A 13,394-nucleotide genomic window follows, 5' to 3' on the forward strand; every position below is an offset into this window, starting at 1 on the left:
TCTGATACTCGCAGGTTGATGTGCTCAACCTTGCTTGCGCACCTCGGCGGCGATCTGGTCGAGCAGCTGTTGCCAGCCCTGACCCAGTTCGTTCACCAGTGCGTTGTAGCCATCGGCTGGCAGTACCCGCTCCTGACGGAAGGGGGCATCGCGCAACACGGTGCCATCTTCCGCCAGCAGGCGCCAGCGGCCGCTCAGCACGGCGCTGCCGTCATGACGGCCCTGAAAGCGCTCCACCAGAATGGTCAGCACCGGCCCCTTGCGGGCGCCATCCTGCCGCACCACCCAGCCCGGCAGGCGGGTGGAGAGGCCATTGAGGGTGAGCTGGTTGAGCTGATCGTCCAGCGCACCGGCCCAGCGATGGTACTCGGTGAAGTGCAGCTCTTGTCCTTCCAGCTGATAGACCAGGCTGATCCGGTCGAGCTGGCTGGCCAGCGCCACCGGGCGCAGCACCAGCTGGTGCTGCGGTTGGGCCGGGGCCGTCACGGGTTGCTGGCTGTCTGCATCGAGCGAGTAGTAGTGCAGGCTTGGTTGGCTGCTGCAACCCGCCAGCAGGCCCAGCAGGGCCAGCGTCAGGATCTCTTTTTTCATTGTTTGCCTCGCTTGGGCTCAGGATCCGATGGATGCGCGCGATCGAAGATCAGCGAGCTGGGCTGCTCGTTGAGGGAGTGCACCAGCGGCTGCAGTTCGCGCATCAACTGATTGAGGGTCTGCACCGACTGACGCAGGTCCTGATTGGTCTGCGACTGGGCATCATAGGCCTGCAAGGTCTCCTGCAACTGCTTGAGGCTCTCGTTGAGCGAGGCGGGCAACTGCTGGGTGGAATCCTTGGCGGTGAGCTTGTTCAGGTTGGCGCTGACTGCACTGATGTTCTTCAGAGTGCCATCCAGGGTGGTGAGTGACCCGTTGACCTTGGTCAGGGTGGTTGCCATGTCCATGTCGACAAACTTGTCGAGGATGAGGTTCACCTTGCGCTCGATCTGATCCAGTCCGCCCTGCACGGTGGGGAAGACCTGATAACCGGCCAGCTTGGCCTGCTCGAAACGTGGCGCGTCCGGATAGAAGTTGAGGTCGATGATCTTGCCGCCGGTCAGCAGGCTCGAGGTCTTGAGGCTGGCACGCAACCCCTCCTTGAACTGCTTGCCGAACAGGGCCCGCCACTGATCCTTCTCTGCTTTGGCATAGCGATGGGAGAGGCGCTGTACCTCGATGCGGGCCAGCACCGGGATCTGGCGGCTCTTGAAGATCTGCACGCCCTTGTCCTCGATGAGGTAGGGGGCGGAGATGACGGTACCAACCCGAATGCCGCGATACTGCACCGCCGCGCCCGGGTGCAGGCCACCCACGTTGTCATCGAACAGGAAGACGTAGTCGATGAACTGATCCAGACTACCGGCCAGCACGCTCGCCTCATCCTGGAACAGGGTGAACCCTTCCATCTGTTTGACCGGCTCGCCAGGCGCCCAGCCGGGTGGCAGACCCATGGTGATGCCGCCATCGATCAGGCTCTCCAGCGAATCCATCTTCACCTTCATCCCCTCGCTGCTCATGGAGACCTCGAAGCCCGGGGTCATCCAGAAGCGGGAGTTGCTGCTCACCAGAATGTCATAGGGGGCGTGGATGAAGATTTGATACTGCATCTCGCTCTTTTCCGGCAGGAACTTCGCCTCTTCCACCTGACCTATGGTGAAGCCCTGATAGTTGATGGGGGAGCCTTCCCCCAGCGCGCGAGTGTCGCGACTGCTGAGGGTGAGACGCAGCCCCTTGGCATCGAGGGAGGCGAGCGGCGGTTTGTCGAGCATGGCGTACTCGTCCCGCGCCCGACCTTTCTTGCCGGGGGCGAGCTCGATATAGGCGCCGGAGAGCAGGGTGCTCAGACCCGATACCCCTTCACGGCCCACTCTGGGCTTGACCACCCAGAACTGGCTGTCACCGCGCAGCATGCCGGAGGCAGCATTGGTCAGCCGTCCTTTCAGCACGGCATGGCTGTAGTCATCGCTCAGCTCGACGGCCTCGATACGGCCGACGTCCACTTCGCGGGAGCGGATCACCGTCTTGCCAGCGACTATGCCCTCGGCAGTGGCGACTGTCAGGGTGAAGCTGGGGCCTTGGGAGTACCAGTGCTGGAACAGCATCCAGAGACCGATGAACAGCGCCAGCAGGGGCACCATCCAGATTGCGGCGGCAGAGCTCAGAAAGTCAGAGCCCGGTTTCCACCTTTTTTTACGCTCACTCACGTTCGCGTTCTCCTTGTTGTAAATCCCAGATCAGGCGGGAGTCGAAACTCATGGCGGCGACCATGGTGATCAGCACTACACCTGCAAATGCGACGGCCGCAGGGCCGGGATAGATGGTCATCAGATTGTCGAGCCGGATCAGGCCCGCCAGAATGGCCACCACGAAGACGTCGATCATCGACCAGCGTCCGACAAATTCGGTCATGCGATAGAGTTTGAGCTTGCCGAGGGGGGAGGTGACATTGCCGCGCTGCACCATATAGCAAAGCCAGAATAGCGCCAGTATTTTCACCAGCGGCACCACCACGCTGGCGAAAAAGATCACCGCAGCTATGGGGTAGGAGCCCATGGCCCAGAGCAGCACCACACCGCCGAGGATGGTGGAGGGGCTGTCATCACCGAGGAACACAGTATCCATGATGGGATAGACGTTGGCCGGAATGTAGAGAATGGCGGAGGTAAACAGCAGCGCCCAGGTGCGGTTCAGGCCGCCCGGCTTGCGGGCATGCAGCTTGCCGCCGCAGCGGGAGCAACTGTGGCTACCCACCTCGCTCAGGGCGCCACAGATATGACAGCCCACCAGACCGGACTCCAGCGCGCCCGCTTCCGGGTCGATCTCCCGCGCCTCGGTAGGGCCGAACAGCCGCTGCCACAGCCACATCTGATCCAGCGAGGAGATCATCTTGATGAGCAGCACGGTGTAACCGACGAAAGCCCAGAATGACAGCCCCATCTTGATGTCGGCCATCCCCATCAGCTTGACCAGCGAGATGAGCACCCCCACCAGAAAGACATCCACCATCAGCCAGGGTTTGATCCGGCAGAGCAGACGGCCGAGGGAGCGCAGGGCATTGCTGTGCAGATCTTTATCGACCCGCCACAGCACCAGCATGATGGAGCCCATATAAACCAGCGGCAGGCCGATCAGGGTCAGGCTCAGTACCGCGCCGAGGAACAGATAGCCCTCATCCACCAGGGTGGTGATGCTCTGCAGAAAAGTCATCTCCTGGCCCACCCCTTTGGCCGAGAAGGACATAAAGGTAAAGGCATTGGCGAGCACGAACATGATGAGTGCCGCGAACCCGTAGGAGATCGGCCGCAACTCCTGCTGTGGCAGGTGGCGACTCAGGGTGTGTCCGCAACGGGGGCAGCAGCTGGCCTGTCCCACCTCGAGCGGTGTGGCCGGTATCAGCAGGTCACACTCTTCGCAGGCAGTGGCATCATGGACATAGGTGGTGTGGTGTTGGTGTGAAACCGGATGCAAGATAAAACCCCAGATAAGGCCCGTGGTAGAGCCAGAGCTGGCGATTATCGCAGTTGTACCGGTCAGCGACCAGCCCCCGGAGGCCGCTATTGCTGGCGGGAGTGAGAATGACTTTGACAAGCCAGTGCCCATTTAGCACAATCAAACGCCACTTTTTTTCCGCGGGACAATAATTTATGACAACTGAATCCCCCAGCTACTCCACGATTGAGCAAGCCTTCTCCCTCGGGAACGGGCAAGATTCTGCCCTCAACTGGTTGCGCAAGAACCGCAGTCAGGTCGCTATTTTTCTGGTGAGCGGCATCAAGCTGGAAGGCACCATCAGCGGGTTCGACCAGTACAGCGTGCTGCTGACCGATGCTCATGGTAACCAGCAGCTGGTCTACAAGGCCAAGATCTCCACCATCGCCATGCACACCGGCCGTCCGCAGGTGAATATCCAGCGTGCTCGCAAGCCACGTGTCTCCATGGCGCCGCGCCCCCACGGTGCGCCGGGTCGTTATGACGACAATCAGGGCGGCGGCAACAACGAGTAATCGTCTGCCCCGCACTCCCCGTTGATGCGCCCTGCGTCAGCGGCTGACGGAACTTGCTCTCATTTTCATTCATGTCCCGTATGAGAGCCGGTTCCGGTTATCGCCCCTTGCAGGGCGATATTTTTTTCCGCACTACGCCGTTATGCCGACCGGTTTGCCCTCTTTGACCATGCAGGTCTGCATACCCGCTGCTTCTCCGGCCTGTACCCCGATACCGGTATCTTCAAACACCAGACAGCCTGATGGCTCGACCCCCAGCTTGCTGGCGACCAGCAGGAAGGTGTCCGGATTGGGCTTGTGCAGCTCTACATCGTCTGCGGTGACCACCACTGAGAAGTAGCGATCCAGCCCGGTGTTGCGCAGCACCGCCTCGGCGTTGACGCGAGGCGAGCCGGTGCCGATCCCCATCGGGATGACGCCATGATAGCGCTCGACCAGCGCCTGCATGGCCGGAAAGACGGTCGCCTTGTGCAGGTTGGCCACATAGTGGGCGGTCTTGCAGCGGGTGACGTCGAGCGGATCGAGGGGGATCTGCTGCTCCTGTGCCACCAGCAGGGCTATCTTGCGGCTCGGCATGCCACCCAGTTCATAGAACCAGTCGGCATCGAAGCGAAAGCCAAACTCGCGGGCAGTGTGTTCCCAAGCGGCGAGGTGCAGCGGCATGGAGTCGACCAGGGTGCCATCAAGGTCAAAGACCAGGCCTTGGAATCCGGAAAGGGTCATGGTGCGGGTCAGTCTCTGAAAAAAGGGAGCCCATTCTAGCCAGTGGCTCCCCGCCTCGCCATCACCTAGCTGGTGAGAAACGCTTGCCCCCACATTTGTGACTGAAAATAGACGGGGGTGAGCTGGGCCGGATCGAGTTGATATTTGGGGGCAAGCTGTTCCAGCAGTGCCCAGTTACCCTGTTCATAGGTGTTGACCAGCTGAAATAGATGAAAGAGTGGCCCTTCATGCAGTTCGATGGCGCGCTGCACGCTCTTGGGCAGGTGGGCCATCAGCGGTTCCGACAGCAGAGAGCCATCGAGCACCAGTCCCACCAGAAAGGCCCAGCTTGCCTCCGCTTTACCCAGCGCCGTGAGGGCAATCAACTCGCAGAAGCGGCCGCGGGCGATGGCCATGCGGGTGCAGGCCTCCGGCATGTGCTGGCTTACCCGGGCCAGACCGTTGATCAGCACGAACTTGCGGATCTCCTGCTCCCCCAGATAGGAGAGGGCGCGGGGTACCGAGGTGATGGGGGCGGCATGATCGAAGCCGGGGGCGTTGACGTAGGTGAGCAGCAGGCCGGGCAGCCAGGCATCCTGCTCCAGCAGGCGGGCTACCTGGGCGAAGGAGAACTCTTCGTGGCAGATGAGCTGGAGGATCTGCTGTACCAGCGCCATATCGGGCTGGTTGGCCCGCTGATTGACCAGCTCGGGACGGGCGAGAAAGCCGCCGGCAAAGAAGTCGACCCCCGCCTCCCGCAGCGGGAGAAAATCCGCCCAGGTTTCGATGTTCAGCGCCATCCGCTTGTGCTCGGTGGGCTGGCAGATCCCCTCTTCCCCCATCCAGTACACCAGCAGGCGGCTGGCGCCGAGCCAGCGTGGATCCCGGTTGGCGCCGTGCACCGCCAGTCTGCGCCGACTGTCGCGCCACTGCTCCAGCACCGGGAACGAGTTGGGCTGGCGTTCACTGGAGGCTTCAACCAGCGGGATCGCGTCCTGATCCAGCAGCATGGGACGCTGTTCATCGAGCTGTTCGTGGGTGAAGGGCACCAGATATTGACGCCCCTGTGCCAGCAGGCGGCAATGTTGCGCCAGTGAAGGCCATTCGGCCGGTGAGCTGAGCTGATAGTCGATGCCGTAGGCCACCAGAGCCAGGCGACGATTGAAGATAGGGTAGCGACGCAACAGCATGGGATCACCGATAGGCCAGAGTGCGCGCCCTCCCTTGTGACTTGGCGTGGTAGAGCGCCTGGTCAGCCTGTTCGGTCAGGGTCTGCCATGCTCCGTCCTGGGAGGGAACCAGATAGCTAAAGCCTATGCTAACCGTAATGAAATCAGCAACCCGCGAGGCGGGATGGGGCATTTTCAAGCGGGCAAGACCATCGTGGATCCGTCCGGCCAGCTGTTCGGCCTCACCGGGTTGGGGGGCGCAGAGCAGAATGACGAACTCCTCGCCGCCGTAACGGGCGACCAGATTGGTGCAGCGCCGCTCTGCATCCCGCAGCACATGGGCCACCTGTTGCAGGCAGAGATCCCCCTTGGCATGGCCGAAGTGGTCGTTGTAGGCTTTGAACTCGTCGACGTCGATCATCAATACTGCCAGCAGGTTCTGGGTGCGCCGTGCCCACTCCCACTCCCGCTGCATGGTGATGTCCCACTGGCGCCGGTTGGCGATGCCGGTGAGGGGGTCTTCCAGCGACAGCAGGGAGAGGCGGTGATTGGCTTCCTCCAGCGCCCGGTTGGTCTCGGCCAGCTGCATGGTGCGCTCGGCGACCCTGGCCTCCAGCTGGCGGTTGAGGGTTTCCAGCTGCTCCTGGGTGCGCTGGCGGATCAGCAGTTGCGACAGGATGGCGGCGTACTGTTTGAAGATCTCGCTCTGATAGGCCTTGAGCGGACGGTGCCAGAGCAGGTTGTCGGCGGCGATCCAGCCGATGGGGGTGGTGCCATCCCATAGCGATACCATGGCGTTCCAGCCACGGCCCACCTGCTGCTTCTCGTAGTAGAGGGGGGTATCTTCCATCACCAGCACGTAGTCCTTGCGCCTGAGCGCCTCTTGCACAGTGGGGTGATCCGGAATTGGGCTGATGAAGTTGTGTTCATCCATCAGCTCGCCCTCTTCGCTGGTGCCCCAGGTGCCGCGCATGGTCTTGCCATCGGGTTCGATCAGGAAGATGGCAACCCGATCGAACTGCAGCTCCTTGCGGGCCAGCAGCACGGCATCCCGCAGCAGATCGTTCTCGCTGCGACTGCGGGAGAGGGTGACGCTGACCATGTGCAGCGCCTGCAACATGGTGAGGAAGGATCCTTGCAGTGCCTGACTCTGTACCAGATCGGTCTGGGTATGGAGCCGCTGGTCCCGCTCCTGATTAACCTGGCTGGAGAGCAGGTGATTGCTGAGCTCGGCCGTCAGATAGTGGATAAGGAGCTGGATACCCTGACGCTGGTGGGAGGAGAGGCGGTCGATGCGGCGGCGGGTCTCCAGATAGATGACCCCTTCCAGTTTCATATGACGCTTGAGAGGGAAACAGGCGCGTAACTGTGGCTGGGCAGGCTCCACATTTTCGCCGGGGTCCGGCGGTGGCTGGAGTTGTTCGATCACCAGTTGTCCCTTCTCCATCGCCTTGTCGATCAGGTGGTGGGGCAGGGTCAGTTGGCCGAGATGGGCGAGATCAAGCGTGGTCAGTCCGTGATCGAGCTGAAAGCTGTAGAGCTGCGGTTCGGGGGCTTTTAGCCAGAGGTAGAGGCGTTCGGCATCGGTTTTTTCACGGATGGTGGCGAGGCTCACTTCGCATAACTGAGCGAAGTTGGTGAAGTGTTCCGGGTCACATTCCTGCATGCCAATATCCCTTGGATTGTACCCAAGCGAGTATAGACATATTTCTCCTTGATTAATATGTCAGAAAGGAGAGGCAGCGCACATAACGGTTGCTTTCAGCCATGCTGGTGGAGACATTCACTGCGTTCTCTGCCAATCGTGGATAGAACTGTGTGCCATAACGGTATCTATGGCAGCTTGTATGGCGGGATGCCGGGCAAAAAAGAGCCCGCACGATGGCGGGCTCTCGGGCAGATCAGATGATTCTGCGCGGCTTATTCTGCCTTGGGGGCAGCCTCAGCGGTCGTTTCACTGCTATCGGCTGGCGCACTCTCGGTCGCCGGGGCTTCCGGTGCCGGACCCGGTACCAGATCTACCGCCGGTTTGGCGATGAGAGAACGGGTCTCTTCCACCGCTTCGGTCAGCTTCACCTCGATGATCTGGCCGAGCTCGTAGACCACCTCGGTCTTGTCCAGATAGACGCGACCGTTGTCCCAGTTGCACTCCAGTCGCTCCTTGTTGTCGAGGATGTGACGGGCAGGCAGGAAGACCACGGCGCCGTTCTCCTGCAGACGTAGCTTGAGACCGGCACGCATCACGTCGATGATTTCGGCATTGAACACCTGATCGGTGCCAGCGGCGGCTTTCAGGTAACGGACATAGAGCCAGTCGCCGATGTCGCGCTCCACCATGCGGTGCAGACGGCGGCAGGCGGTCAGGTGCTCGGTGAGCTCCTGACTCGGGCGCTCGCCCGGGGTCTTGCCGGCGATAACGGCTTTGAGCAGACGATGGTTGACCATGTCGCCGTATTTACGGATCGGGGAGGTCCAGGTGGCGTAGGCATCCAGACCCAGACCGTAATGGGCGCCCGGTTCGGAGGACATCAGCGCATAGCTCTGGAAGCGGCGGATCTTGCCATCCAGCCAGCGGGTGTCGAGGTTGTCGATCCAGCGGCGCAAGGCGCAGAAGCCGGAGAGGCTGGCGATCTCGTCGCGCTCGAACGGGGCTTCGGCGCTTTTCAGCAGGTCGATGGCGCCGTCGAGGGACTCTTCGTCAAAGCCGGTGTGAACGTTGAAGATGCCGTAACCGACGCTCTTGCCCAGTACGCGACCGGCGCAGATGTTGGCGGCGATCATCGACTCTTCCACCATGCGGTTGGCGATGCGGCGTGGCTCGACGTGGATGGCCAGCACTTCGCCATTCTCGCCCAGCTCGAAGTCGTAGTCGGGACGATCCGGGAATACCAGCGCATGCTCGGTGCGCCACGCGATGCGTGCTTCGGTCATCGCCTTCATCAGCGGCAGCTGGGCCAGTACGCCTGCGTCGATAGCCAACTCTTTGCCATGCTCGGCCCAGTCGGAGACGTCGTCATAGTTGAGACGGGCGTGGGAGCAGATGCGGGCGGCGAAGAACTCGGTCTCCTCCAGCAGCAGACCGTCTTCGGCGATGAGCAGACGGGCACACAGGGTGTTGCGCTCCTCACCCTCTTTCAGGGAGCAGAGCTCGTCGGAGAGGGTGCGCGGGATCATCGGCACGTTGCGGCCGGGCATGTAGACGGTAAAGGCGCGCTGGGCGGCCTCTTTGTCCAGCTCGCTTCCCTCGGCCACATAGGCGGTCGGGTCGGCGATGGCAACCAGCAACTCCCAGCCGTTGTCCAGCTTGGTGATGGCCAGCGCATCGTCCATATCCTTGGTTTTGGCACCGTCGATGGTGAAGAAGGGCACCTTGGTCAGATCGCGACGGGGCAGCTCTTCCTCTTCGATCACCTTCCACTCCGGCAAGTCAGCCGGCTCGACCTGGGCCAGATTGTGGCGCGCCAGCACTACCCACCAGGGCACATTGTGATCTTCCTGGGCGGCGATCTTCTGGATAATCTCGGCAGAGAAGTTGCCGTCGACCAGCGCATGGCGCTTGAGGGTAGCCACCACCCAGTCACCTTCCTTGAACTCTTTCTCATCCAGACCCTTCTTGACGCGGGCCTTGATGGCATCCTTGATCAGCGGATGGTCGGCCACCACGTTGAGGCGGTCACGGAACATCTTGACCCGGGCCACGAAGCGGGTGACGGACTGCTCCAGCAGGGTATCCGGCTCGGCCACTTCCTTCTCTTTTTCGGTGCGGATCAGGGCGGTCACCCGGTCACCGTGCATCACCTTCTTCATGTAGGGAGGCGGCACGAAATAGCTGGTCTTCTCATCGACTTCCAGAAAGCCGAAGCCCCGGTCCGAGGCGCGGATCACACCCTCTTTCTTCGGGATGTTTTCGCGGATTTGTTGCTTGAGCTGGGCCAGCAGCGGATTGTCTTGGAACATAAGTGAGGAACCTGAAGTGAAAACCTGGGTGGAGACCTGATGAAGGATCGCCCAGCACTATACGTTTTTAGCCCTGCAAAGCCAAGGTGAATGGCCTGCTCAGCGTGGTTTCAACTGCGATCTGGCATGGTCGATAAGGCGTTGGGAGAGCTGCTTGTGCACCCCCTTTTCCAGTACCCAGCGGTGCCAGTAGAGGCGTTCCGTCAGGACGTGGTCGGGACTGAGGTTGAGCAGTGACCCGCCTGCGAGCTGGCCTCTTATCTGCAATTCGGGAATGAGACAGTAGGCCAACCCCTGTTCGGCCATGGCGACGAAGGCCTCTGACGAGTGGACCGTGTGGCAGGGGTAACCGCCGGGCTCCAGACTGAAGTGTTCTCTCATAAAGCTCACATGCATGTCATCGCGCTGATCGAACGCCACCGCCGGTGCCTTGGCCAGAGCCTCACGGGTCAGGCCGCGAGGGAAGTGGCGGGCAACGAAGGCGGGGTTGGCGGTAAGCAGATAGTTCATTTCACCGAGCTCGTCGATGCAGCAACCCGCCAGCGGTTGGGGATGCAGGCTGACTGCACCAAAGGCCTGACCCTCGCGGACCTTGTCGAGGGTGCGGCTCTCGTCATCGACCAGCAGGTTGAGTTCGATGGGGTGCTGTTTCAACAAGGGGGCAATGGCGGGCAAAAACCAGGTGGCCAGGCTGTCGGCGTTCACTGCGATACTGATCCGGATTGGCCCCTGCGGCTCATCGGGAGTCAGCTCCCCCGCCAGTTCGAGCTCGAGCTGGTGTACCTGCCGATAGTGGGCCAGCAGTTTCTGGCCGAGTGGCGTGGCCTGCAGCGGCTGGCTGCGCATGAGCAGCGGCTCGGCAAACTGTTGCTCCAGCTGCTTGATCCGCTGGGAGATGGCCGACTGGGTGATATGGAGCGACTTGGCCGCCCGATCGAAGTTCTGCTCCTGCAGTACCGCATCCAGTGCCCGCAGCAGTTTGTAGTCCAGCTCTTTCATCTTCTCTCCCTTCCGTTGCCCAAGGGCTGACTCTACGTCACTCGGCATGGGACAACAATGGGCGGTGGAAGGGGCGTTGCGCTGTGATATCTGACAGTGGTGGTCTGTCTTGTAAGGAAGGCATACTGCTAGAGACCGCAGGGGGCAGCCCTGCGGGGTCATAGCGATACAGCGATACGTTTATCCCGGGCCTGTTTTCCCGGGATTTTTTATATCTGGGTCGCTAACTCATGCGAGCGATAGGTGGCGGTTTGATAGTGTCCGATAAGCGGCTGCGAGACCGCTAGGGCAAATCGCTCATCCAGATAAAAGCGCAGGCCGACACCTTTAACTGCACCGAGATCTACCGCTTGGCGGTGGCCCAGACGAGCCATAGGGATTCCGAGACGGCGGAAAATGCGTTCTGCGGGCAGGCTGGCTACACCAACAAACTCTTTGATGCCGTTGGCTGTAGCAAACGCATAGGCCTCCCGAAGGAGTACGCAGGTCAGCTCGCTGACACCATTGGTCATGCACGGAGCGCGGGTCGCATCGATAGCCAGACGGGTGAGTTCCCAGATCTCGGGAGTGCGGGGCGCGTTTTCACCGGCAAGGGCGGTGGGAAAAATGCTGGGCAACATATAGGCGCTGGCGCAACTGAGTAGACGGATACAGGCGCAGACTCCTTGTTCATCTTCGACCAGTACCCAATGGGTGTCTGGCGTGTCAAAGCGGTCGCGTTCCAAACCGTGGTAAGACTCGACGTCCCAGCCTAGCCGGTCGGAAAAGACGCGATTTCGAAATTGATAGAGTTCGTTCTCTACGGCGTTTCGTGGGTGATCTCTCAATTTTCCTTTGAAAACCAACATTATGAACTCTCTCTCTGCCTGTTCGCCGTTATAATCAGAAGCTTGGCCAGGGGGGCTAGCATATGAAACAAGAGCAACTGTTTGAGTATCTGGAACATTTCACTTCGGTGACGGATGGTGACCGTCTTGCCGGATTGATCGGTCGCTTTACGGTCGATATGGGTTATGACTATTACGGCTTTACCCTGATCATTCCGATGTCGATGCAAAGACCCAAAGTGGTACTGTTTAATCAGTGCCCTATCTCTTGGGTACAGACCTATACCGATAACAACATGCTGGCGTGCGACCCCGTGATTCAGTTGGCACGCAAGCAGACTCTGCCCATCTACTGGAACCGCCTCGATGAGCGGGCTCGCTTTCTGCAAGAGGGAAGCATGGACGTGATGGGACTGGCCGCCGAGTTCGGCTTGCGCAATGGCATCTCCTTCCCTCTGCACGGCGCAGCCGGGGAGAACGGGATCCTCTCCTTTATCACGTCCGAGCGGGCCTCGAGCGATTGTTGCTGGAGTCCTCGCCGATCCTCTCCTGGATGGCCAATTACATCTTCGAGGCTGCGATCAGGGTTGTGCGCCTGAGGGATTCGGATCAACAAGCCGCCCTGACGGATCGTGAGACCGAATGCCTGTTCTGGGCCAGTGAGGGGAAAACATCGGGGGAGATCGCCTGCATTTTGGGGATCACCGAGCGTACGGTGAATTACCACCTCAATCAGGTCACTCGCAAAACTGGCTCCATGAATCGTTATCAGGCCATTGCCAAGGGGATTAGCAGTGGCATTTTGCTGCCGAATCTTGAGCATGTAGTTGTCACCAACTTCCCCAAGCTGATGCAATAGAACCTGTTGATTCTCGGGGCTGAGCGGCGGACTCTCAATTGTCAGATCCTGCTATTGACTATTGGTTTCGGATGGGGCTTTGGTGACTCAGGCTGATTAGCAAAATGAATCAATCAGTAAATCAATGAATTTTTAAGAAGGAACCGCCATCGCTATAGTGCCGCTCATTCATCATTTCGAACGGTACTCTCCATGATGCTCGCAACGACACTGCAAGGCTTCACCATCGGTCTGGCCATGATCATCCCCATCGGCGCCCAGAATGCCTTTGTGCTGAGCCGGGGCATCCATCGCAATCACCATCTGCTGACGGCCACGCTCTGCAGTTTCTGCGATCTCACCCTGATTGCTATCGGCGTATTTGGCGGGGCCAATGTGCTGGCCGCCAGCCCCCTCGGCATGGCGCTACTCACCTGGGGTGGCGTGCTGTTTCTCGGCTGGTTTGGTGGCCGTTCCCTGCTCAGTGCCTGGCGCGGTAAGGGGGAGGGACTTGCCGATTCTGCTCAGCAGATGGGGGCCAAAAGCGTGCTGGCGATGACGCTGGGAGTTACGCTGCTCAATCCCCACGTCTATCTCGATACCCTGATGCTGCTCGGCTCCCTTGGCAGTCAGGTGAGCGAGTCCCTGCGTCCGGCCTTTGCTGCGGGGGCCATGCTGGCCTCGCTGGTGTGGTTCTACTCGCTGGCGCTGGGGGCTGCGGCACTGGCGCCCTGGTTGGCCCGCAGCCGGGTGCAGCAGGGGATCGATCTGCTGGTAGGCATCATCATGTTGAGCCTGGCTGTTCAACTGGCCATAGGACGTTGAGGAAGTTAAGGCGGCAGGAATGAGCGACCGGTAACAAAAA

Annotated in this window: 11 protein-coding genes and 1 pseudogene; 3 read left to right on the plus strand and 9 right to left on the minus strand. The window is 60.4% G+C overall.

Translation table 11 applies throughout. The features are described 5' to 3' along the window. Nucleotides 1–24 precede the first annotated feature (24 nt). Genes ACTG2O_RS07215 through ACTG2O_RS07225 form a run of 3 tightly spaced genes read right to left on the minus strand, consistent with a single transcriptional unit; the run spans nucleotide 25 to nucleotide 3,501 of the window. Nucleotides 25–591, minus strand: coding sequence for a PqiC family protein (locus ACTG2O_RS07215; RefSeq protein ID WP_075116002.1), 567 nt, complete (start codon nucleotides 589–591; stop codon nucleotides 25–27). Then, the gene (gene pqiB / locus ACTG2O_RS07220; protein WP_005335774.1) at nucleotides 588–2,237 is read right to left on the minus strand and encodes an intermembrane transport protein PqiB; all 1,650 of its coding nucleotides are present in this window, start codon (nucleotides 2,235–2,237) and stop codon (nucleotides 588–590) included. Before pqiB ends, ACTG2O_RS07215 begins: the two co-directional genes overlap by 4 nt. Beyond that, nucleotides 2,230–3,501 carry a paraquat-inducible protein A gene (locus tag ACTG2O_RS07225; RefSeq protein ID WP_058059687.1) on the minus strand — a complete coding sequence of 424 codons (1,272 nt, stop codon included), beginning with the start codon at nucleotides 3,499–3,501 and terminating at the stop codon, nucleotides 2,230–2,232. The genes pqiB and ACTG2O_RS07225 overlap by 8 nt, the downstream gene beginning before the upstream one ends. 176 nt (nucleotides 3,502–3,677) lie before the next feature. On the opposite strand from ACTG2O_RS07225, the gene hfq reads away from it, so the two are divergent. Next, a complete protein-coding gene (gene hfq, locus ACTG2O_RS07230) occupies nucleotides 3,678–4,037 on the plus strand; it encodes an RNA chaperone Hfq (protein WP_005335772.1) in 360 nt (119 codons plus the stop codon). A gap of 132 nt (nucleotides 4,038–4,169) precedes the next feature. Here the strand turns inward: hfq and ACTG2O_RS07235 are convergent, their stop codons facing one another. From ACTG2O_RS07235 to ACTG2O_RS07260, 6 genes are all read right to left on the minus strand, one after another. Then, nucleotides 4,170–4,760, minus strand: a complete 591-nt coding sequence (locus ACTG2O_RS07235) for an HAD family hydrolase (protein ID WP_439975530.1) — start codon at nucleotides 4,758–4,760, stop codon at nucleotides 4,170–4,172. 65 nt (nucleotides 4,761–4,825) lie between these two features. Continuing rightward, nucleotides 4,826–5,929: an EAL and HDOD domain-containing protein gene (locus ACTG2O_RS07240; RefSeq protein ID WP_058056448.1), complete on the minus strand. Its 1,104-nt coding sequence runs from the start codon at nucleotides 5,927–5,929 to the stop codon at nucleotides 4,826–4,828. Nucleotides 5,930–5,933: 4 nt separating this feature from the next. Then, complete coding sequence (locus tag ACTG2O_RS07245) at nucleotides 5,934–7,574, minus strand: sensor domain-containing diguanylate cyclase (protein ID WP_439975531.1); 1,641 nt, start codon at nucleotides 7,572–7,574, stop codon at nucleotides 5,934–5,936. 254 nt (nucleotides 7,575–7,828) lie between these two features. Then, nucleotides 7,829–9,865, minus strand: a complete 2,037-nt coding sequence (locus ACTG2O_RS07250; RefSeq protein WP_439975532.1) for an exoribonuclease II — start codon at nucleotides 9,863–9,865, stop codon at nucleotides 7,829–7,831. A 99-nt stretch (nucleotides 9,866–9,964) separates the two neighbouring features. Next, entirely contained in the window at nucleotides 9,965–10,864 is a 900-nt protein-coding gene (locus ACTG2O_RS07255) for a LysR family transcriptional regulator ArgP (RefSeq protein ID WP_019445711.1), read from the minus strand. 209 nt (nucleotides 10,865–11,073) lie between these two features. Further along, a complete protein-coding gene (locus ACTG2O_RS07260) occupies nucleotides 11,074–11,712 on the minus strand; it encodes an acyl-homoserine-lactone synthase (RefSeq protein WP_026034966.1) in 639 nt (212 codons plus the stop codon). A gap of 62 nt (nucleotides 11,713–11,774) precedes the next feature. On the opposite strand from ACTG2O_RS07260, the pseudogene ACTG2O_RS07265 reads away from it, so the two are divergent. Together ACTG2O_RS07265 and lysE are read left to right on the plus strand one after the other, a co-directional pair. Beyond that, nucleotides 11,775–12,550 (plus strand): annotated as a pseudogene (locus tag ACTG2O_RS07265) (LuxR family transcriptional regulator). Nucleotides 12,551–12,745: 195 nt separating this feature from the next. Beyond that, nucleotides 12,746–13,354, plus strand: a complete 609-nt coding sequence (lysE, locus tag ACTG2O_RS07270; RefSeq protein WP_026034965.1) for an L-lysine exporter — start codon at nucleotides 12,746–12,748, stop codon at nucleotides 13,352–13,354. The last annotated feature ends 40 nt before the right edge of the window (nucleotides 13,355–13,394 follow it).

Source organism: Aeromonas sp. 61P (genome assembly GCF_051919545.1).
Taxonomy (GTDB): domain Bacteria; phylum Pseudomonadota; class Gammaproteobacteria; order Enterobacterales; family Aeromonadaceae; genus Aeromonas; species Aeromonas veronii.